The organism is Niallia sp. FSL M8-0099 (assembly GCF_038006945.1).
GTDB lineage: Bacteria > Bacillota > Bacilli > Bacillales > Cytobacillaceae > Niallia > Niallia circulans.
Genome location: NZ_JBBOWF010000001.1, coordinates 2,533,387 through 2,554,184, shown reverse-complemented (window position 1 = coordinate 2,554,184; position 20,798 = coordinate 2,533,387). Strand labels below are relative to the sequence as shown.

At 36.0% G+C, this 20,798-nt stretch carries 22 protein-coding genes; 21 read left to right on the top strand and 1 reads right to left on the bottom strand.

All coding sequences use genetic code 11. The features are described from left to right. Window positions 1-12: 12 nt before the first annotated feature. The 11 genes from hisC to NSQ92_RS12580 all read left to right on the top strand — a co-directional run bounded on the left by hisC (window position 13) and on the right by NSQ92_RS12580 (window position 11,564). The gene (gene hisC, locus NSQ92_RS12630) at window positions 13-1,116 is read left to right on the top strand and encodes a histidinol-phosphate transaminase (RefSeq protein ID WP_341152826.1); all 1,104 of its coding nucleotides are present in this window, start codon (window positions 13-15) and stop codon (window positions 1,114-1,116) included. A gap of 27 nt (window positions 1,117-1,143) precedes the next feature. Continuing rightward, a complete protein-coding gene (locus NSQ92_RS12625; RefSeq protein WP_047940371.1) occupies window positions 1,144-2,247 on the top strand; it encodes a prephenate dehydrogenase in 1,104 nt (367 codons plus the stop codon). Window positions 2,248-2,262: 15 nt separating this feature from the next. After that, the gene (aroA, locus tag NSQ92_RS12620; RefSeq protein ID WP_047940372.1) at window positions 2,263-3,555 is read left to right on the top strand and encodes a 3-phosphoshikimate 1-carboxyvinyltransferase; all 1,293 of its coding nucleotides are present in this window, start codon (window positions 2,263-2,265) and stop codon (window positions 3,553-3,555) included. 139 nt (window positions 3,556-3,694) lie between these two features. Then, on the top strand, window positions 3,695-4,594 hold the full coding sequence (locus NSQ92_RS12615; RefSeq protein ID WP_047940373.1) for a hypothetical protein: 900 nt from the start codon (window positions 3,695-3,697) through the stop codon (window positions 4,592-4,594). Between the two features lie 24 nt (window positions 4,595-4,618). Continuing rightward, window positions 4,619-5,881: a tetratricopeptide repeat protein gene (locus tag NSQ92_RS12610; RefSeq protein ID WP_047940374.1), complete on the top strand. Its 1,263-nt coding sequence runs from the start codon at window positions 4,619-4,621 to the stop codon at window positions 5,879-5,881. A gap of 138 nt (window positions 5,882-6,019) precedes the next feature. After that, on the top strand, window positions 6,020-6,565 hold the full coding sequence (locus NSQ92_RS12605; RefSeq protein ID WP_047940375.1) for a ReoY family proteolytic degradation factor: 546 nt from the start codon (window positions 6,020-6,022) through the stop codon (window positions 6,563-6,565). Between the two features lie 125 nt (window positions 6,566-6,690). Next, a complete protein-coding gene (locus NSQ92_RS12600) occupies window positions 6,691-7,284 on the top strand; it encodes a DUF1405 domain-containing protein (protein WP_047940376.1) in 594 nt (197 codons plus the stop codon). A 73-nt stretch (window positions 7,285-7,357) separates the two neighbouring features. After that, a complete protein-coding gene (ypjB, locus tag NSQ92_RS12595; protein WP_047940377.1) occupies window positions 7,358-8,158 on the top strand; it encodes a sporulation protein YpjB in 801 nt (266 codons plus the stop codon). Window positions 8,159-8,225: 67 nt separating this feature from the next. Continuing rightward, window positions 8,226-8,900, top strand: a complete 675-nt coding sequence (locus NSQ92_RS12590) for a zinc metallopeptidase (protein WP_047940378.1) — start codon at window positions 8,226-8,228, stop codon at window positions 8,898-8,900. 312 nt (window positions 8,901-9,212) lie between these two features. Continuing rightward, the gene (locus tag NSQ92_RS12585; protein WP_144544932.1) at window positions 9,213-10,397 is read left to right on the top strand and encodes an MFS transporter; all 1,185 of its coding nucleotides are present in this window, start codon (window positions 9,213-9,215) and stop codon (window positions 10,395-10,397) included. A 132-nt stretch (window positions 10,398-10,529) separates the two neighbouring features. Then, window positions 10,530-11,564: a serine hydrolase domain-containing protein gene (locus NSQ92_RS12580; RefSeq protein ID WP_047940379.1), complete on the top strand. Its 1,035-nt coding sequence runs from the start codon at window positions 10,530-10,532 to the stop codon at window positions 11,562-11,564. 83 nt (window positions 11,565-11,647) lie between these two features. On the opposite strand, the gene NSQ92_RS12575 is transcribed toward NSQ92_RS12580, so the two are convergent. Then, window positions 11,648-12,526: a YitT family protein gene (locus tag NSQ92_RS12575; RefSeq protein WP_047940380.1), complete on the bottom strand. Its 879-nt coding sequence runs from the start codon at window positions 12,524-12,526 to the stop codon at window positions 11,648-11,650. Between the two features lie 229 nt (window positions 12,527-12,755). On the opposite strand from NSQ92_RS12575, the gene NSQ92_RS12570 reads away from it, so the two are divergent. From NSQ92_RS12570 to panD, 10 genes are all read left to right on the top strand, one after another. Continuing rightward, window positions 12,756-13,088, top strand: a complete 333-nt coding sequence (locus NSQ92_RS12570) for a nucleotide pyrophosphohydrolase (protein ID WP_047940381.1) — start codon at window positions 12,756-12,758, stop codon at window positions 13,086-13,088. Window positions 13,089-13,118: 30 nt separating this feature from the next. Then, window positions 13,119-13,919 (top strand): 4-hydroxy-tetrahydrodipicolinate reductase, encoded by an 801-nt coding sequence (gene dapB, locus NSQ92_RS12565; protein ID WP_047940382.1) that lies wholly within the window; start codon window positions 13,119-13,121, stop codon window positions 13,917-13,919. Window positions 13,920-13,932: 13 nt separating this feature from the next. After that, window positions 13,933-14,379 carry a methylglyoxal synthase gene (gene mgsA / locus NSQ92_RS12560; RefSeq protein WP_047940383.1) on the top strand — a complete coding sequence of 149 codons (447 nt, stop codon included), beginning with the start codon at window positions 13,933-13,935 and terminating at the stop codon, window positions 14,377-14,379. Beyond that, window positions 14,369-15,082, top strand: coding sequence for a bacillithiol biosynthesis deacetylase BshB1 (gene bshB1 / locus NSQ92_RS12555; protein WP_047940688.1), 714 nt, complete (start codon window positions 14,369-14,371; stop codon window positions 15,080-15,082). Before mgsA ends, bshB1 begins: the two co-directional genes overlap by 11 nt. Beyond that, complete coding sequence (gene bshA, locus NSQ92_RS12550) at window positions 15,079-16,233, top strand: N-acetyl-alpha-D-glucosaminyl L-malate synthase BshA (protein ID WP_095259092.1); 1,155 nt, start codon at window positions 15,079-15,081, stop codon at window positions 16,231-16,233. The genes bshB1 and bshA overlap by 4 nt, the downstream gene beginning before the upstream one ends. Further along, window positions 16,217-17,422 (top strand): CCA tRNA nucleotidyltransferase, encoded by a 1,206-nt coding sequence (locus NSQ92_RS12545; RefSeq protein WP_095322310.1) that lies wholly within the window; start codon window positions 16,217-16,219, stop codon window positions 17,420-17,422. Before bshA ends, NSQ92_RS12545 begins: the two co-directional genes overlap by 17 nt. Next, window positions 17,407-18,390: a biotin--[acetyl-CoA-carboxylase] ligase gene (locus NSQ92_RS12540; RefSeq protein WP_095322309.1), complete on the top strand. Its 984-nt coding sequence runs from the start codon at window positions 17,407-17,409 to the stop codon at window positions 18,388-18,390. The genes NSQ92_RS12545 and NSQ92_RS12540 overlap by 16 nt, the downstream gene beginning before the upstream one ends. A gap of 239 nt (window positions 18,391-18,629) precedes the next feature. Further along, the gene (gene panB, locus NSQ92_RS12535; protein ID WP_047940387.1) at window positions 18,630-19,469 is read left to right on the top strand and encodes a 3-methyl-2-oxobutanoate hydroxymethyltransferase; all 840 of its coding nucleotides are present in this window, start codon (window positions 18,630-18,632) and stop codon (window positions 19,467-19,469) included. Continuing rightward, a complete protein-coding gene (gene panC / locus NSQ92_RS12530; RefSeq protein WP_341132642.1) occupies window positions 19,466-20,326 on the top strand; it encodes a pantoate--beta-alanine ligase in 861 nt (286 codons plus the stop codon). Before panB ends, panC begins: the two co-directional genes overlap by 4 nt. A 29-nt stretch (window positions 20,327-20,355) precedes the next feature. Further along, the gene (gene panD, locus NSQ92_RS12525; RefSeq protein ID WP_047940389.1) at window positions 20,356-20,739 is read left to right on the top strand and encodes an aspartate 1-decarboxylase; all 384 of its coding nucleotides are present in this window, start codon (window positions 20,356-20,358) and stop codon (window positions 20,737-20,739) included. Window positions 20,740-20,798 lie beyond the last annotated feature (59 nt).

Genomic DNA, 20,798 nt, shown 5'->3' with positions numbered 1-20,798 from the left:
GAGGTGAATATAATGAAATGGAAACAGCAGCTTTTAGGGTTGAAAGCTTACCAACCTGGTAGAACGATAGAAGAAGTGAAAAAACAATTTAATCTCAATCATATTGTTAAGCTTGCATCTAATGAGAATCCATTTGGGAGTTCTCCAAAAGTATTAGAGGCTTTAAAAAAAGTCGATGGCTCTTATGCATTGTATCCCGATGGATATGCAACAAACCTCCGCTATGCATTAGCTGAGTTTTTAAAGGTTAAACCAGAAGAGCTAGTATTAGGAAATGGTTCAGATGAAATTATTTTAATGATATCTAGAGCCTTGTTAAGACCAGGCTTAAATACGGTAATGGCTAGTCATACATTCGGGCAATATAAGCATAATGCAGTCGTTGATGGAGCAGAGGTTCGAGAAGTTCCTCTAACAGAAAAAGCAGAACATGATCTGCCTGCAATGCTTAAAGCTATTGATGATAATACTAGTGTTGTCTGGCTATGCAGTCCAAATAATCCAACCGGTACATATATTCATGAGAAGGACTTACTTGCTTTTCTAGAAAAAGTTCCAGAGGATGTGCTTGTAGTACTTGATGAAGCGTATTACGAGTATGTAGTGGCGGAAGATTATTATGAAGCTATTTCGCTTACCCGACAGTTTAATAATCTAATCGTTTTACGAACATTTTCAAAGATATATGGTCTTGCAAGTTTCCGTGTAGGATATGGTGTTGCCAATGCTAGCTTATTAAACACATTAGATCCGGTAAGGGAACCATTTAATGTTAATACATTAGGGCAGATTGCAACAGAAGAAGCCCTAAAGGATCAAGAGTTTGTGGAATCTTGTCGTCAGAAAAATAGAGAAGGTCTTGAACAGTTATATCGTTTCTGTGAGGAAAATAATTTATCCTACTTCCCATCACAAACAAATTTTGTGCTAGTTGATTTCAAAATAGATGGGGATGAAGTATTTCAATACTTAATGAGTAAAGGGTATATTGTCCGTTCAGGTGTTCCATTGAATTATCCAACCTCTGTTCGAATTACAATAGGCTCAAAAGAAGAAAACGATGGTTTGATTGAAGCAATGAAACAGTTTCTTGCTGAAAAGAAAGTGGCGCAATAACAATTGGGAATAGAAGGCGGTGATAGAATGAACGGTCGCGTCTTCATAATAGGTTTAGGACTTATAGGTGGATCGTTAGCTTTATGTATAAAAAAAGAACACCCAGAAAGCATCATTACAGGTTTTGATATTTCCGTGGATAATTTGAAATTAGCCAGTATGATGGGGGTTATTGATAATCTTTCAACAACGATTGAAGAAGGTGCAAAAACTGCTGATTTGATTATTCTTTCTACACCAGTTAAAGAAACAGAAAAAATCATCGAAATACTTTCTAAAATAGAATTGAAAGAAAAAGTTATAATCACAGATGTTGGAAGCACTAAGTCTGTTATTACAAAAAAGTCACAAGTACTATTAGATAAAAACGTTACTTTTATTGGGGGACATCCAATGGCTGGCTCCCATAAAAGTGGTGTTTCAGCATCAAAAGTACTTCTTTTTGAAAATGCTTTTTATTTATTAACTCCCCATGAAAAAATTGAGGATCAGCATGTTCAGTGTTTATTAAAATGGTTACAAGGCACAAATGCGAAATTTCTTGTTATTTCTCCTGAAGAGCATGATTTGTTAGCTGGGGCTATCAGTCATATGCCGCATATAGTTGCTGCATCACTTGTACATCAAGCAGATCAGATTAGTGAAAAGCATAAACTAGTAACTAGGTTAGCAGCCGGAGGATTTAGAGACATTACAAGAATCGCTTCTAGCAGCCCTTCTATGTGGCGGGATATATTAATACATAATAAAAACGTGTTAATTGAGTTAATGAATGAATGGAAAAAAGAAATGGACAGAGTCCTTACTCTCATTGAAAATGAACGTGCCGAAGAATTATATGACTATTTTTCCCGAGCGAAAAAGGTAAGAGATGGTTTGCCCCAAGATCAAAAAGGGGCAATCCCAGCTTTTTATGATTTATATGTGGATGTACCGGATTATCCAGGGGTTATATCTGAGATTACAGGTTATTTAGCTCAAGAAAAAATAAGTATAACGAATATTAGAATAATGGAAACCAGAGAAGAGATATTCGGGATTCTGGCAATTAGTTTTCAAACCGAAGAAGATAGAATAAGAGCACAGAAGTGTATCGCTGCCTATTCTAATTATGATACTACGATAGGATAGAAGGATGTGAAGCTATTGGACTTAATCACACTTAATACAAAAAATCGAGGCTTAAAAGGAGAAATTGCAGTCCCTGGTGACAAATCAATTTCTCACCGCTCGATTATGTTTGGATCGATAGCAAATGGGAAAACAACGGTTACAAATTTTCTATTAGGCGATGACTGCTTAAGTACCATCGCTTGTTTCCGGAAGCTAGGTGTACTAATAGAACAAAATGAAAAAGAAGTGGTAATACACGGAAAAGGAATGGAGGCATTACAAGAGCCAAAAGATATTTTGGATGTTGGGAACTCAGGGACAACTATCCGCTTGCTAACAGGAATATTATCCGGTTTACCATTTCATAGTACGCTAATTGGTGATTCATCCATTGGCAAACGGCCAATGACAAGAGTTGTTGCTCCTCTAAGAGAAATGGGGGCAAAAATTGATGGCAGGGAAGACGGAAAATATACTCCTTTATCCGTTCGAGGCGGTAATTTACAGAGTATTACCTATCGATTACCAGTAGCAAGTGCTCAAGTTAAATCAGCCATTTTATTTGCAGGTCTGAATGCAGATGGAGTTACAAAAATAATAGAGCCTGTACCTACTAGAGATCATACCGAAAGAATGATTCAGCGATTTGGAGGCGAAATTAGCAGAAAAGACAAGGAGATTTTTGTAGAAGGTGCTCAAAAGCTTTCTGGAACTGATATTCATGTCCCAGGTGATATTTCGTCTGCAGCCTTCTTCCTTGTAGCTGGCTGCATCGTTCCTAACAGTAAAATTTCATTAAATAATGTCGGTCTTAATCCTACTAGGACTGGTATTTTAGATGTTCTTCATAATATGGGAGCATGCATGGAGATTCATAAAAATGATACCGATGTATTTGAACCTACAGGAACGATTACCGTGTCTACAAGTGATTTAAAGGGAACAACGATTGAGGGCGAGATTATTCCGAAGTTAATTGATGAAATTCCAATTATTGCTTTATTAGCTACCCAGGCTGAAGGGGAAACGGTGATAAAGGATGCTCATGAGCTTAAGGTGAAGGAAACGAATAGAATTGATACAGTAGTAACCGAGTTAAAGAAATTAGGTGCGGATATACAAGCAACGGAGGATGGGATGATTATCCGGGGAGGGAAGAAGCTTATCGGAACGAAAGTGGATTCTCATGGAGATCATCGTATCGGTATGATGCTGGCGATTGCTGCACAGATTTGTGAAGGAGAACTTATCCTTCAAAATGCTAAGGCAATTTCAGTATCTTATCCTTCGTTTTTCGAGCATCTCAATGCATTATCAAATGGATAATAACAGAGGACGTCGATGAACATATTATGTTTATCGGCGATTTTTTTCCTGACGATAAATAAGATTAAAATCATGCAGGAGGAATATTTGCAAACTTTAAATCATAGCTTGTCTTAAAAAGACTAGGTGGCGATTTAGGATGCAGTATATCATCGAAAATATACATTTATTAAAGAGGCAGCGAGTAAAAAAGACCTCCATTCTAATTGAGGATAACAGGGTGGAATTGATGAGAGATACATTTCACTCTTATCAATATATGCGAATGGATGGTTCCCCTTATATGATGACTCCCACCACAGTTATGCTTGATAATCACGTCACGCGAATTCTTTCCTATACTCAACAAAAACAATACATTGAAGAAAATTTAATTAAAAAAGGGTGTACAACCTTGCTGTTTTATTTAGAGGTTAACAGAGAAAGGGAATTGCCGTTACAAGTGAAAAAAATGAAGAATCCTTTGTTAAACTGTGCGATTGATTATGTTGCTGGAGTGAAAATTCCTTTAAAACTGCTATCACCAAGTTTTATACGAGGATGCAAAAGAGAAAAAATCCCTGTTATATTTATCGAGGTAGAAGATATAAAAGCGTTATACCAAGTACCTTGGGGATGGATAAAAGAAGCCCTGTTCCCCTATAACGCTCCATTAGTTCCGATTTTTTTAACGAAAGATCCACAAGAAAAGAAAATAGCACAAAATATGTGGTCAATCTTAATGAGAGATGTTAAAATACCCTCTATTCCCCATGAGATAAATGAAGGAATAGCAATAGATTATCATGATTTAGTGAAAATGGGGATATATCCATTTAAAGGAAATGTGTATCAAGGTGGAGAAGTAACATATAATTTATTTGCTATGGATGATTCAATCATAAATATTGAAGAAAATGATTTGTTTCATTATCATTATGATAGAATACAAATGACCATACACAAAGGCAAATGTATTCGAGCGGGGGATAAAGTGTTTTACCGCCCTGGATTTGGTGAATTACTGGAAGTAAAAGTACCTTCCTTCCTGACAGTATAGAAGGGGATTAGAGAGGATTATTATATGGAAAGAGTTAATGAAATTATTTCTTTATTAGAGGACGGTCAACAAGACAAAGCATTAAAATATTACCAGGATGTATTAAAATCGGGAAATAATGAAGAAAGGTTTGTGCTGGGTGAAGAATTATTTCAGTTAGGCTTTTTGGAGGAAGCTAAAGATTTATTCTTAGTTTTACTGGAAGCTTACCCAGAAGAAGGGGAATTACTTGTTCTTGCTGCGGAAGTAGAAATGGAAATAGGCAATGAAGAAGCCGCGATTTCTTATTTGGAACAATTAAACCCGAATGATCCTTCATTTCCTCAAGCTTTGCTATTGCTTGCTGATCTCTATCAAATGGATGGGTTATATGAGGTTAGCGAACAAAAACTAAAAGAAGCGCAAAAAATTTTACCAGATGAAGTAATTATCGATTTTGCGTTAGGTGAATTATATGCAGAACAAGGAAAAATTACCGAGGCGATTAAGTCCTACCAAAAGGTGTTACCGAAAGAGGAAAATATCGCTGGCGTAAATATAAATGGGAGAATTGCAGATAATCTAAGTGCTGGGGGAGCATTTGAAGATGCTATTCCTTATTATGAAAAAGCGCTTGAGGAAAAAGTCGAGATTAATACGCTCTTTAATCTTGCTTTGACTGCATCGCAAGCAGGATTATATACAATTGCTATAAATCGGTTTGAAGAGGTAAAAGCACTGGATCCTTCTTACCATTCCTTATATCTCTATTTAGCTCGCAGCTATGAGCAGGAAGAAATGCTGAATGAAGCGTATAATACAGTTATCGAGGGAATTAAGCAAGATGAGTTTAATAAAGATTTGTACTTATATGGTGGTAAATTGGCTTTAAAACGTGGTGACGAGCAAAAGGCTGAGGAACATTTTAGAGAAGCGCTTGCAATAGATCCTGAATACACAGAAGCAGTTCTTTTATTAAATAAATTATTTTTAACACAAGATCGATTTGATGATGTCCTAGAGTTAATTGAGATGATGGATAACCAAGAAATAGAAGAACCTCAATTACATTGGGATGCTGCTAAAGCATTTCATGGAATAGAAAAATATTCAGAGGCATTAAACAAATATCAATTAGCATATACTTTCTTTAAAGAACTTCCAGATTTTCTATATGATTATGGATATTTTCTTTTAGAAGAAGGAAAAAGAAAGGATGCTGCCGAAATTTTTAATATGCTTTTACAAACAGATCCAAGTAATGAAGAGTATATTGAAATATTACAACGCCTTACGGATAACGAATAAAGTTATTGGATGAACCAGATTTAATAATAACGTTGTCAAAAGGCTTATCAAGTGCAAAGAGAATTGTCATTTCCTTAGACGCAGGTAAAACAGGTTGGATAGTAAAAATTTGTTGCAAGCAGAGGAGGGAATTACAAAATGAAAACCCCTGTATCTGTCAACGAGAAAAAAGACTTCATTCGTTGGTTTTTGAATCACTATCAATTGAAGAGACGGGAATGTGTATGGATTTTAAATTATTTAATGAGTCATGATCAATTGATGGAAAAAGTCCATTTTGTTGAAAATGCAGAGAAATGTCCAAGAGGTTTAATTATGTCCACGCATTGTGTAGATGAAGTACCTTTTAGATTTTATAAAGAAAATGTGATGACTACAGATGCAGAAAAGTCTTTTCATGATATCCGCCTTAATCGTGATGAAGATATTTATATTCAGCTTAATTTTTATGCATCGAATCAAGTTCATCAATATGCAGCTGTGTTAGTTGAAAATCCATTTATGCCGAAAAAACTGCAAATTACCGAAAAAGATAAAATGATTGCAGAACAATTTTTAGTGAAGAGTATAGAAAAATTCCAAAAAGAAAAACTTCTCCAATTAATTGATGAGGCATTAGACAATGGCGATAAAGAGATGTTTATTACCTTAACAAATCAATTGAAGTTCTTTCAAAATAAATGAAAAAGCAGTTAGTCCCGTAAAGCTGATAATAGACTTTGCGGGATTATTTTAATATCGATAGATTTTCCGATACTTTATAAACTATGGTAAAATAGGACGATAAAGATAGAAAAAGGAGAAAAAGTGTGAGAAGCATTTACATGATATTAAGTAATCGATCTTTTATTGGACTATTACTCGCTATTAACCTCTTCGGAACGGTTTATGGCTATTATTGGTATAGATATCAGTTGGCGGAAACACCGGCGAAATTTTTATTGTTTGTACCTGATAGTCCAACGGCAAGCCTTTTTTTTGTGCTAGTATTGATCGCGTTTTTATGGAGAAAAAACTGGCCGCTAATGGAAGCGCTGGCAGTAGTAACATTATTTAAATATGGTATATGGGCAGTAGTTATGAACTTCCTTGTTTATTTTGAAACAGGAAAAATTGGCATTGATTCATGGATGCTCATTATTTCACATGGGGCAATGGCCATTCAAGGATTATTATATATTCCTTTTTATCGTTTTAAATGGGGGCATATTATTCTCGTAGCGATTTGGACATTGCATAATGATGTGATAGATTATGTGTTTAAAATGATGCCTAAATATAGTGTATTAGATCAATATATGGCAAATATCGGCTACTTTACTTTCTGGCTCAGTGTTTTAAGTCTATCGATTGCCTATTATGCCTATAAAAAGAGCGAGGAATTACAATGGAGGATTCAATAGAATTGCATTTTTTTTAGTCTAACCTTGTCCAACTCATCATACATTTTTAATAGTAGATAGAGGAGGGACAAGAATGAAGGCTAAATTGGTTATGTTGTTAATGATATTGATTTTACTTTTGCCTATTTCTTTTTCTGTATATGCAGACCAAAAAACGCCTGCAAAGGAATTGGATGAACTAGATACGCTTTCAGATGAGGTATTACAGCTTGTACGATCAGAACGTTATGAGGATGCAAAAAAAATTCTTGATTATTTTTCGAACCAGTTTAGCTCAGTTAGTGTAAATGGAAGTCCATTTACAGTAGATGAACGGAGGATTTTAACTGGTACACATGATGAAGCGGTAGAGGCAATCACTAATCAATCAATTAAAAATGACGAACGGATAAATTCGGTAACGAAATTTCGATTGGCGGTTGATGCTGTTTCATCAGGTGAACAACCTTTATGGACACAGATGGAAGAACCTGTTATGTCAACCTATCGAGAGATGAAGGATGCTATCCTTTTAGATGATAAGGAAAAATTTGATGAAAAGTTAGATTCTTTTCTATCGTTATATCAAATTATTTATCCAAGTCTTAAGCTGGATGTTTCCGCCGCACAATTTCAAGAATTAAACTCCCTTGTAGAGTTTATGAATACGTATCGATTACAAGTTTTTAATCAACAAGGCGATTTGGAGGAAGTAACCCAATTAGAAAGTGAATTGCAGGATGTTTTTAATCAACTCTATGAAGATGAGGCAGATCCCTCTTTATGGTGGGTAATTATTTCGACCGGAAGTATTATTATCCTTACTTTATCCTACGTTGGCTGGCGGAAATATCTCGGGGATAAAGCGGAAAAAAGAAAAACAAAAAAGGGATAATATTTGACTTTGGTGTTTTTCCTGCTTACAATAAAAATATACTACAAGAAATAATAGGGGGAAAAACATGATTTTTATATATTTTATTCTAATAATTCTCATCCCTATTTGGGCACAAATGAAGGTGAAGAGTGCATACAAAAAATATTCCAAAGTAGCTTCTTCCTCCCATATGTCCGGTAGAGAGGTAGCGAGAAGAATATTAGATTCTAATGGGCTTTATGATGTATCTGTCGAGGAAACAAGAGGGGTATTGTCTGACCATTATGATCCCCGTTCTAAAGTTGTCCGTTTATCTACTGATAACTATCATGGGCATTCAGTAGCAGCTGCTGCTATTGCAGCACATGAAGTTGGTCATGCTATCCAAGATCAGCAAGAATACTCTTTCTTACGTTTTCGTTCTACATTAGTTCCAGTTGCTAATTTTGGAAGCAATGCATCGTGGATATTTATCTTAATTGGAATGTTTGCAAGACTTCCAGAGATGATGTTATTAGGTATCATCTTAATGGCGGCCGGCGTATTGTTTCAATTTGTTACACTTCCAGTGGAATTTAACGCATCTAACCGTGCGATGGATCAAGTTGTGTCATTAGGGATTATAAGAAACGATGAGGAAAGAGAAACGAAAAAAGTGTTGAATGCAGCAGCATTAACATATGTGGCAGCGGCAGCAGTTGCTGTTCTCGAACTAGTTCGTTTGCTGTTGATTTATACAGGAATGTTAAGAGATGAATAGAAATTAAAAATAAGCTGGGCTTTAATTTATCCAGTCGAAACTAAACCCAACCAATGATACGAAAGCCTTTCGTATCATTGGTTGGGTTTTTTCTCCATCAAAAAAGAAGATTTGTGGTATTACACGGAACTTTTTATGGGAGAGAAATATCTTGATGAATCAAGTTCTTTGAATTTTGAGTTTTTAGAAAATTATAGATTTTAAAAGATGCTAGGTGTATAATAAACAATGCCATTTACATAAAAGAAAACAAAAGAAAGAAGGGTTTTTTTGCAAACTGCTGAATATGTACAAGGGAAAAAGCGGCAGGAGATGACTATTTATCGGATTTTATTTGCGATAAGTCTTGGACATTTTTTGAATGATTGTATGCAATCGGTTGTGCCTGCCTTATTTCCTGTTATCCAAAAGTCAATGGAATTAAATTATACACAAATTGGTTGGATTGCCTTTGCATTAAACATTACATCCTCTATTTTACAACCTGTGTTTGGTGTTTTGGCAGATAAAAGGCCAGCACCATATTTATTGCCGATTGCAATGTTCTCAAGCTTAATCGGAATGCTGGGCCTTTCTCTCGCTCCAAATTTTTACTTGGTCTTATTATCCGTTTTATTTATTGGATTTGGTTCCGCTATCTTCCATCCAGAAGGATCTCGTGTTTCTTATATGGCAGCCGGAGCGAAACGCGGGCTTGCCCAATCAATTTATCAAGTGGGCGGAAATGCAGGTCAGTCATTAGCACCTGTATTTACTGCTTTTATTTTTGTACGAACAGGTCAATTCGGAACCATTTGGTTTACTCTTCTAGCTACAATTGGCATGATTGTATTATTTCAAGTATCAACTTGGTATAAGAGAGAATTGTATATTAGAAATCCACAAAGGAAACAACAAGGAAAGCGGGAATTTGTTGTTAATAAAGAAATTATTCTGGCAATATGTTTATTAATTTTCCTTGTATTTGCACGTTCGTGGTATGGAGCGGGAATGAGTAATTTCCTTCACTTTTATTTAATAGAGAAGTTTGGCTTAAGTATTGAAAATGCGCAAATATTCGTTTTTGTGTTTTTACTTGCTGGTGTAATTGGGACTTTTCTTGGTGGACCATTGGCAGACCGCTTTGGGAAAAGAACGATTCTTCTCTTTTCTTTAATCGGATCTGCACCGTTTGCTATACTGCTCCCACATATGCCGTTTTGGCTAATAGGACCTATATTATTTATCATCGGCTTTATTTTACAGTCTAGTTTCAGTGTGACCGTTGTTTATGCACAAGAGCTGCTTCCAGGTATGATTGGCCTTGTGTCTGGCTTAATTGTAGGGTTAGCATTTGGAATGGGGGCACTTGGTGGAGTAATCTTTGGTGTTATTGGAGACGCATTTAGTTTGCAAGCAATTATGATTATTTGTAGCCTGCTGCCGCTATTAGGAATATTGACATATTTACTGCCGACGGATAAGCGGGTTAGTGAAATTCATTCCTCTTTAAAATAAGGTAATAGCTAGAATATCATTTCTTATAGACGGCGAGAGAAGCTTCGGCTTTGAGATAATTATAATCTAAATAGATCGTACGTTCGTTTTTTTATGCTATAATTGCCCTAAAAGAAAATAGGAGGAGTTGGGATGGCACTAACAAATCTAAATGTAAAAGAACGAATGAATCATTATAAGATAGCTGGTTTAAGCATAGCGGTAATACAAGATGGAAAACTTAGTTGTATCAAACAGTATGGCATGAAGGAATCAGGTGAAACGGATAAAATTAATGAACAGACACGCTTCCATTCTGCTTCTATAAGCAAGTTTGTGACAGCTATGCTGGTTTTAAAGCTAGTAGAGACTGGACTGCTTGATTTAGATGAAGATGTTAATGTTAAACTTAGCTCCTGGCATTTAACAGCAAATAAACAGATAAAAGGCAAAAAAGTAACTTTAAGAGATCTTTTGAGTCACCAATCAGGTATTATTGACCCAGAAGGTAGTTTTAGTGAATGGAAAGAAAACGAGGAGGTTCCTCCTATGATAGACATATTAGAAGGAACTTCCGTATTCAATCGGCAGAAAATACAGATTAGTTGTGAACCAATGAGTGCATTTCATTACTCGGACGCTGGCTTTTGCATTATTCAACAACTGATTGAAGATACTTTGCAGAAATCTTTTCACATAGTATTAAAAGAATTTCTCTTTCAGCCTTTACATATGAATCAGAGCTGTATTGATATAAGAGGTGTCGAAAATATTTCTTCTGGTCATGATAAAAAAGGACAGATTGTCTACGGAAACTACCCCTTTTATCCTTATCCAGCAGCCTGTGGTATTTGGACTACTCCCGCTGATTTAGCGATTTTAGTATTGGAATTAATGAATGCTTTGGAAGGTAGAAGTCAATTAGGATTATCGAGAAAAAATGCTAAGGATATAATCAGTCCGCAAGGGAACAAAAATTGGATCGGACTGAGCGTGTTTTTAGATAGTTCTAATAACGAGGTGGAAATTTCTTCATTAGGATGGGGGATTGGGTTTCAGAGCATGCTTGTAGCTTACCCATTATTAAAAAAAGGCGCGATAATTATGACAAATACTGATTTAGGTGTACATCAAATGAAAGGGATAATAGGAGAGATCTATCATTCTATTTTTGGCAATGATTATTAAGTCAATAGTAAGAACAAAAAAATTGTATTCATCGTTGCGAGTATTTTCTTTCATTAAATGCAAAGTGAATACAATTTTTTAGTTTATTTCTCGAGAGGCTGTTTATATTCATCTAAAGTGAAACCTTCACCCATTACGTCATGGACGACACTAACCGATACAAATGCATGTGGATCTATGCTTGTAATGATGCTTTTTAAACGAACAATTTCTGTTTTTGCGACAACACAATAAAGTACTTCGCGATCTTGTTTAGTAAAAGAACCATGTCCTTTTAATACAGTAACACCACGATCCATTCCACTCATTATCTTATTAGCGATTTTTTCGTTATCGTCAGAAATGATCATTGCTCCTCTAGCTGCATATGCGCCTTCTTGAATAAAGTCGATTACTCTTGCCCCAACAAAAACAGCAACCAATGTATACATTGCTTCTCTGTATGATAGATAGGTGATCAACGAAAGCGTAATGACACAAAAGTCAAAAAAGAACATGGTTTTTCCCATACTCCATCCGAAATACTTAAACCCTAATCTAGCTATAATATCAACTCCGCCAGTTGTCCCTCCATAGCGGAAAATAATACCTAAGCCGACACCAATGAATGTTCCTGCAAATAAAGCAGCTAGAGTCAAATCTTCAGTGAGGGGAATATGTAACTCGATCTTTGGAAGCTGAAAAAACCAGAGGAAAATAGACACTGCTACGGTTCCAATAATCGTGTAAATAAAAACATTTCTTCCTAATAACTTCCATCCAATAAAAAATAAAGGGATATTTAGCAGTAAATTTGTGATGGAAGGATCCCAATTCCATAATGCATATAATAAAAGCGTAATACCAGTAAAACCGCCTTCTGCTAAATTGTTCTGCATATTGAAATGAACAATACCGAAGGAAAATATCGCAGATCCTAAAAGGATGAACAAGATATTTTTAACTTTAATACTTTTAAACATCGACTCGCCTTCTTTCTTAGACAAAATGCATTATTATTAGCGTATCCATTATATCGAATCACATGCAGTTGGGCAATCTAGCAGATAAGCAAGAAAAAAGAATGTTAGGTAAATAAAGACAAGCATTTTTAGGTACTTATATCAATATCGTCAAAAATGTTTGTAAAAATGGTTTAGATTAGCTAACATGGAATTGGATAAGATTACTTATTGACTAGAGGTGCTTATATTGAATCAGGAAAAAACGGTGAAGGACATACAAAGAGAAGTAGATGAATACATAGGACAATTTAAAGAAGGTTATTTCAGTCCGCTGGCTATGCTTGCCCGTCTGACAGAAGAGTTAGGAGAGCTGGCTAGAGAAGTAAACCATTACTATGGAGAGAAACCAAAAAAAGAAACGGAAACAGAGAAAGAAATTACGGATGAAATGGGGGATATGCTGTTCGTGTTAACTTGTTTAGCCAATTCACTTAATATCGATTTAGAAGAAGCGCATAATCGTGTTATGCATAAATTTAATACACGGGATAAAGATCGTTGGACAAGAAAAGATCAATAAAGACAAAATACATACTAAGGAGTTAGGACATTGAATAAAGTAAAAATCGTAATCGCAGGACCTAGAGGCAGAATGGGAAAAGAAGCAGTTTATTTAATGGGAAGAACAGAGAATTTTGAACTTGTTGCAGTTTTAGATCATAAGAATGAGGGGAAAAGCTTAAAAGAGATAGAAGGCTTTGCTTCTTATGATGTACCAGTATATACGGATATAGAAAAATGTCTACAAACAGAAAAGCCGGATGTACTTATTGATTTAACAACGCCTGAGTTCGGGATGCATCATGCTAAAACAGCGTTAAGCTATGGCGTTAGACCAGTAGTAGGAACAACCGGATTTACTAAAGAAAACTTAGCCGAATTAGAAAAATTATGTGAAGAAATGAATCGCGGCTGTATCATTGCGCCAAATTTTGCTTTGGGTGCTGTGTTAATGATGAAATTCTCTAAAATGGCTGCACGCTATTTTGCAGATGTGGAAATTATGGAAATGCATCATGATCAAAAACTAGATGCACCATCTGGAACTGCTGTAAAAACAGCCGAGCTTATTGCGGAAGTAAGAGAAAGCAAAAAACAAGGTCATCCAGACGAAAAAGAGACCATTCCAGGAGCAAGAGGCGCAGATTTTGATGGAATGAGAATACACTCTACACGTCTGCCAGGCTTAATTGCCCATCAACAGGTTATGTTCGGATCAGATGGAGAGTCATTAACCATTAGACATGATTCTTATAATCGGGCTTCCTTTATGTCAGGTGTTAAATTTGCAGTAGAAGAGGTATTAAAGGTAAATGTATTGATATACGGTTTAGAAAATATTATGGAGTAGGAGTGGAATTAGGATGAACATTGCTTTAATTGCTCATGATAAAAAGAAAAATGACATGGTTGCTTTTGTTGTTGCTTATAAAAATATATTTGCAAAGCATACTTTATACGCAACTGGAACAACAGGTGGTAGAATTCAAGAAGCAACAGGGTTAGATGTACATCGTTTTCATTCAGGACCACTCGGCGGTGATCAAGAAATTGGCTCGTATATTGCTAATAATGATATGGATATGGTTTTTTTCTTTAGAGATCCTTTAACAGCACAGCCTCATGAACCTGATGTTACAGCATTAATCCGTTTATGTGATGTTTATTCTGTTCCTCTAGCAACAAATATGGGAACTGGAGAAGTATTAATTCGAGGACTCGAGCAAGGTGACATAGATTGGAGAAAGATAGTTCATGGAAAGACAGAACCAGTGGCAAAAAAATTCACAGAAAAACTCAATGATAACTGATGAAATAGATATACTCGCTTTTGGTGCTCATGCCGATGATGTAGAAATCGGCATGGGTGCAACCATTGCAAAATATGCCGCACAGGGGAGAAAGATTATAATTTGTGATTTAACAGAAAGTAATCTTTCTTCAAATGGCACAGTACAAAGACGTAAACAAGAAGCGGAAAAGGCAGGAGAAGTCTTGGGGATTGCTGAAAGGATTACATTGCAGATTCCTGATCGAGGTTTATATCTAGAAGAAAATGCTATAAAAAAAGTAGTGGAAGTGATTCGTACATACAAACCAAAGTTAGTGTTTTCCCCTTATTGGGAAGATAGACATCCGGATCATGGAAATTGCACCAGAATTGTGAAGGAAGCAGTCTTTTCAGCAGGTATAAAAAACTATCGGGTTGGAAATACATCAGCACATAAAGTACAGAATCAATACTATTATATGATAAATGGTTTTCATAAACCTGATTTTGTTATTGATATTAGCGATTATATGGAGCAAAAGCAAGCTAGTCTAAATTGTTATCAAAGTCAATTTGTTAAAGGTGAAAACAGTGTGGAAACCCCATTAACAAATGGTTATATTGACACAATAGAAGCAAGAGAAAAACTGTTTGGCAAAGAAGTTGGTGTGATTTATGCAGAAGGATTTATAAAATCTAAGCCAATATTATTAAATCAAGATTTATTAGGTGGAGACAAATGAAAAAATTAAAAATCGGCATTACCTGTTATCCAACAGTTGGCGGATCAGGGGTTATTGCAACAGAATTAGGAAAGATGCTGGCTGAGAGAGGACACGAAATTCACTTTATTTCTTCCAGTATTCCTTTTCGTTTAAATAAAATGTATCCGAATATTTATTACCATCAAGTGGAAGTAAATCAATATGCTGTTTTTCAATATCCGCCATACGATTTAGCATTAAGCAGCAAAATGGCAGAAGTCATTAATCGAGAAGAGTTAGACTTGCTGCATGTTCACTATGCAATCCCACACGCTGTTTGTGCTATATTAGCAAAACAGATGAGCAACAGGGACGTCAAAATAGTTACAACGCTTCATGGCACGGATATAACAGTACTAGGATATGATCCATCACTTGCAGCGGGAATACGTTTTGGAATTGAAAAATCAGATCTAGTAACAGCAGTTTCTAATTCATTAATCGCACAAACTCATGAAGTAATTGAGCCAAACAAAGAAATACTCCCTGTTTATAATTTTATTGATGAGCGAATTTATCGTAAAGTCGACGCAAGTCATTTGAAAAAAGAACTGGCAATTTCCGATACAGAAAAAGTTGTTATTCATGTCTCTAATTTTAGAGGAGTGAAAAGAGTTACGGATGTTGTACAAGCATTCAAACAAATCGCAAATCAGATTCCAGCAAAACTATTGCTTGTTGGTGATGGACCGGAAATGTCGAAGGTGACCAAATTAGTGGATGAGCTCCAATTAAGACAAAAGGTATTATTCCTTGGCAAACAAGAGAATTTGGAGGAGCTCTATTCTTTAAGTGATCTCATGCTGCTTCTTTCGGAAAAAGAAAGCTTCGGTTTAGTGGCATTAGAAGCGATGGCGTGCGGGGTTCCCGTCATAGGAACAAATGTCGGCGGTATTCCCGAGGTAATTGTTCCAAATGAGACAGGCTATATTTGTGAACTTGGAGATATAGAAGATATTGCTGAGCATTCGATCAAGCTGTTAACGGATGAAAAAAAGCATGCCCAATTTTCACAGCGTTCGATTTCGAGAGTACGAGATTATTTTAAGGCCGATATCATCGTTGACCAATATATAGAGATTTATAAATCTATTTTAGAAACTGGTGAAATGAATGATAAATCCGTTTAAAGAAGCTCTCCCGATTATTAATAAAATCGAGGAAGCGGGTTATGAAGCATATTTTGTAGGAGGAGCAGTTCGCGACCATTTATTAAATAAGCAAATTCATGATATCGATATCGCTTCTTCCGCAACGCCGGAAGAAATTAAATCGATCTTTCCTCACACTATTGATGTGGGGATTGCCCATGGAACCGTGATGGTAATATGGGATCAACATACATATGAAATAACAACTTTTCGAACAGAATCCACATATCGAGATTACCGCAGACCAGAGCAAGTATATTTTGTACGAGAGCTAAAAGAAGATCTAAAACGCCGTGATTTCACCATTAATGCAATGGCAATGGATAAAAACGGCCATGTCATCGATTATTTCAATGGGAAAGAATCCTTAGAAAAGAAAGAAATTAAAACAGTTGGCAATCCGAACGAACGTTTTCAAGAAGACGCGTTAAGAATAATGAGAGGAATTCGGTTTGTGAGTACTTTAGGCTTCCACCTAGAGACAGAAACGCTGAATGGCATTAGAAATAATCGACAGCTGCTTTCAAAAATAGCGGTAGAGAGAATAACCGCTGAATTTGAAAAACTATTACATGGTCCATGGTGTTTGGAAGCTTTAGAAATTATGGTAGAAACTAAGATGTATCAAATTTTACCGATGCTATCCTCAGAAGAAAAAGGGATTTCTAAATTCGCAAAATTACCGCTGACCAAGCTTGAATTGCTAGAAAAATGGGCTGTTTTACTTTTATGTCTAGGAAGGAAGGAGAAGCACCAGATAGAATTGTTTTTGCGAGCATGGAAGTTATCGGTCAAGCAAATAAAGACTATTCAAAAGCTAATATATTGGATGCTGCAAAGAGAACAGATGACTAATTGGTCTAATCAGGCGCTGTATTTTGCTACATTATCTGTTGCGGTTAGTGTGGAAAAAATGTATCAACTTTTAAAAAATAACGAGGTAAACATAGATATTGTTCATCTAGAAGAAAGGTATGAGAAGCTGCCGATTAAATCAATGGAAGAACTTAAAATTGGCGGAAACGATCTATTAAGCTGGACAGAAAAAAAACCTGGTCCGTGGATAAAAGATGTTCTCTCCTTAGTGGAAAGGAATGTCGTAGAAGAAAAGCTTTCTAATGACAAGCAATTAATAAAGGAGTGGCTGAAACAATGTCATCAGATATAAGAAAAGGATTAATTGAAGCCTTTACTAATAACCCTGATCAATATTTATCTGGTGAATCGCTAGCAGAACTTTTAGGGTGTTCGCGAACAGCCATTTGGAAACATATTGAGTCATTGCGAAAAGATGGCTTTATATTAGAAGCTGTCCGCAAAAAAGGCTATCGAATTATCAGTTCACCAGAAAAAATAGTGCCGGATAAAATTTTTTTTGGCTTAAATACGAAGTACATGGGAAGAAATATTCATTTTGAAGACTCGGTGGATTCTACTCAAACTATTGCCCAGAAACTTGCGCTGGAGGGAGCAGAAGAGGGAACATTAGTGATAGCAGAAGAGCAATTAGGGGGCAGAGGACGGTTAGAAAGAAAATGGCAATCACCTAAATATAAGGGAATATGGATGAGTCTTATTTTAAAACCGAACATACCGATAATGAGAGCGCCGCAGCTGACATTGCTGACAGCTGTTGCAGTCGTCCAAGGAATTCATGAAGTAACTGGGGTGCAAGCAGATATTAAATGGCCAAATGATCTTTTATTGCATGGAAAAAAACTAACAGGCATCTTAACAGAAATGCAAGCAGATAGTGATAGAGTTCATTCGTTGATCATCGGAATAGGAATTAATGTGAATCAGCAGCTTGAGGACTTTGAGAAAGATCTCCAATCAAGTGCCACTTCTATTTATCTAGAAACACAAAAGAGCTGGGATCGGGCAGAACTTATCCAAGGAATCATGCTGCAGCTGGAAAAATTATATCAGCTTTATTTAGAGAAAGGTTTTTATCCAATCAAGCTTCTGTGGGAAAGCTATTCGGTGAGTCTAGGACAAAAAGTGACGGCTAATACGCTGAATGGAAGCATAGCGGGACTTGCAAAGGGTATTACAGAAGATGGTGTTTTGCTACTTGAAGATGAGCAAGGTGTTATGCATTCGATTTACTCTGCGGATATTTTGTTGGAAACGTAATTTGCCCATAGTCAGGATAGAGAAATATTTGTTATAATGCTTTTGTCGGGCAGTATCTTAATGAACTGCACCAGTTTGTTTGAATGTGCATAAACCATAATTTAATCTGCCTAGATCCACAATTGGACAAGGACAGAGGGATGAAAATAGACATATAAAACAATCCTTCTATGCTTTGTAGAAGGTTTTTTTTTCGTTTAAAGCCATTCCCTCTTCCTATTTAAAAGGAGGAAAACTTAGTGAAAGCAACAACTGATTTTATCAAAATGAAGCAGAAGGGTGAAAAAATTACGATGCTCACCGCATATGATTACCCTTCTGCTAAATTAGTTGAACAAGCAGGAACAGATTTAATATTGGTAGGGGATTCCTTGGGAATGGTTGTACTTGGATATAATTCTACCGTTCCAGTAACAATGGATGATATGATTCATCATGGAAAAGCGGTTAAACGCGGTGCTGAAGATACGTTTATCGTCATTGATATGCCGTTTATGAGCTATCATTTATCTCGTCGCGATACTTTATTAAATGCAGCAAGCTTGATCCAAGAAACAGGTGCAAATGCAGTAAAACTGGAAGGCGCAGACGATGTAATTGAACAAATCAACTATTTAACAAATGCTGGTATTCCAGTGATGGCGCACTTAGGTTTAACCCCTCAGTCAGTAGGTGTATTAGGTGGTTATAAAGTACAAGGAAAAAGTTCGGATGAAGCGAAGCGGCTTATGGATAATGCATTAAAATGCCAAGCGGCAGGAGCTTTTGCGATAGTATTGGAGTGTGTGCCGATGCAAGTTGCTAAAGAGGTGAGTAAGAGACTGGATATTCCTACAATCGGTATCGGAGCTGGAAGTGAAACAGATGGGCAAGTTCTTGTTTATCACGATTTGATCACATATGGTGTGGATCGAGTTGCAAAATTTGTAAAACAATATGCAAATGTCAATGAAGCTATTTCTCTTGCAATCGATCAATATATTTCTGAAGTGAAAATGGGGGCTTTTCCAGAAATGAAGCATAGCTTTCAGATGAAAGCGGAAGAAATAAAAAGCTTATATGGAGGAAACACCCAATGAATATCCTCACAAATCCAAAGCAATTACAGGATATAACTACTTCGTTACAAAAGAATCAAGTAACCATTGGCTTTGTGCCGACAATGGGGTATCTACATGAAGGACATCGAGCACTGCTTAAAGCTGCAAGAGAACAAAATGAAATTGTTATTATGAGTGTATTTGTCAATCCACTGCAATTTGGGCCAAATGAAGATTTTGCCTCCTATCCAAAAGATTTTGAACATGATAAACAAGTGGCAATGGAAGAAGGAGTAGATTATTTATTTCATCCATCTGTGGAAGAAATGTATCCAGGGCAAATGTCTGTGACTGTTAAAGTGGAAAAACGCACGAACTGTTTATGTGGTAAGTCAAGACCTGGTCATTTTGATGGAGTAGCAACTGTATTAACGAAGTTATTCCATTTAGTTCAGCCGACGAATGTTTATTTTGGTAAAAAAGATGCACAGCAAGTCGCAGTGGTAGATGGATTAATAGAAGATTTTCATTTTCCTATTAATCTAGTTGCGGTTAATACGGTAAGAGAAGAAGATGGCTTAGCAAAGAGTTCTAGAAATGTTCGCCTTACGCCAACCGAAAGGCAAGAGGCAGGTATTTTATATAAAGCTCTTAGTATAGCTAGAAGTGAATTAATAAAAGGAACTGCAGATAGAGAAATATTAAAAAATTCTATTATTGCTTTCATTGAAAGAGAGTCAAGCGGCAAGGTTGACTACTTTGAGATATTATCCTATCCCCAATTAGAGACATTAAAGGAGCTAAATGGGAAGATTATTATTGCGATTGCAGTCCAATTTAGTAAAGCAAGGCTAATAGACAATATAATTTTTGAATTAGACAATGCATCTAGATAAACATATGACTATAATGGAGGGTTATCCTTATGTTTCGGATAATGATGAACGGAAAAATCCATCGAGCTACTGTAACAGAAGCAAACTTAAATTATGTTGGCAGTATTACAATTGATGAAGATATTTTAGATGCGGTTGGAATGGTAGCGAATGAAAAAGTTCAAATTGTAAATAACAATAATGGTGCAAGATTAGAAACATATATTATCCCTGGTGAAAGAGGAACTGGGACGATTTGTTTAAACGGTGCAGCCGCAAGATTAGTTCAAGTAGGAGATATTGTTATTATCATTTCTTATTGTTATGTTTCAAATGAAGAGCTTACCCAGCATAAGCCTAAAGTAGCGATTATGGATGAAAACAATCGTATTACAACTATTCTTCAGCAAGAACCAGAGAAAACAGTGCTATAATAACAGAAAAAACTTAAAACCAAAATAATTATATAAATATTGCTTAATATGTACGTATA

Bases quoted from the DNA above. Each gene is read 5' to 3' on its own strand.
- panD (WP_047940389.1), top strand. From the start codon at position 20,356: ATGTTTCGGATAATGATGAACGGAAAAATCCATCGAGCTACTGTAACA.
- NSQ92_RS12610 (WP_047940374.1), top strand. From the start codon at position 4,619: ATGGAAAGAGTTAATGAAATTATTTCTTTATTAGAGGACGGTCAACAA.
- panC (WP_341132642.1), top strand. From the start codon at position 19,466: ATGAATATCCTCACAAATCCAAAGCAATTACAGGATATAACTACTTCG.
- NSQ92_RS12580 (WP_047940379.1), top strand. From the start codon at position 10,530: ATGGCACTAACAAATCTAAATGTAAAAGAACGAATGAATCATTATAAG.
- bshB1 (WP_047940688.1), top strand. From the start codon at position 14,369: ATGATAACTGATGAAATAGATATACTCGCTTTTGGTGCTCATGCCGAT.
- NSQ92_RS12615 (WP_047940373.1), top strand. From the start codon at position 3,695: ATGCAGTATATCATCGAAAATATACATTTATTAAAGAGGCAGCGAGTA.
- bshA (WP_095259092.1), top strand. From the start codon at position 15,079: ATGAAAAAATTAAAAATCGGCATTACCTGTTATCCAACAGTTGGCGGA.
- NSQ92_RS12575 (WP_047940380.1), bottom strand. From the start codon at position 12,526: ATGTTTAAAAGTATTAAAGTTAAAAATATCTTGTTCATCCTTTTAGGA.
- NSQ92_RS12540 (WP_095322309.1), top strand. From the start codon at position 17,407: ATGTCATCAGATATAAGAAAAGGATTAATTGAAGCCTTTACTAATAAC.
- NSQ92_RS12625 (WP_047940371.1), top strand. From the start codon at position 1,144: ATGAACGGTCGCGTCTTCATAATAGGTTTAGGACTTATAGGTGGATCG.
- NSQ92_RS12585 (WP_144544932.1), top strand. From the start codon at position 9,213: ATGACTATTTATCGGATTTTATTTGCGATAAGTCTTGGACATTTTTTG.
- ypjB (WP_047940377.1), top strand. From the start codon at position 7,358: ATGAAGGCTAAATTGGTTATGTTGTTAATGATATTGATTTTACTTTTG.
- mgsA (WP_047940383.1), top strand. From the start codon at position 13,933: ATGAACATTGCTTTAATTGCTCATGATAAAAAGAAAAATGACATGGTT.
- hisC (WP_341152826.1), top strand. From the start codon at position 13: ATGAAATGGAAACAGCAGCTTTTAGGGTTGAAAGCTTACCAACCTGGT.
- NSQ92_RS12605 (WP_047940375.1), top strand. From the start codon at position 6,020: ATGAAAACCCCTGTATCTGTCAACGAGAAAAAAGACTTCATTCGTTGG.
- NSQ92_RS12545 (WP_095322310.1), top strand. From the start codon at position 16,217: ATGATAAATCCGTTTAAAGAAGCTCTCCCGATTATTAATAAAATCGAG.
- NSQ92_RS12590 (WP_047940378.1), top strand. From the start codon at position 8,226: ATGATTTTTATATATTTTATTCTAATAATTCTCATCCCTATTTGGGCA.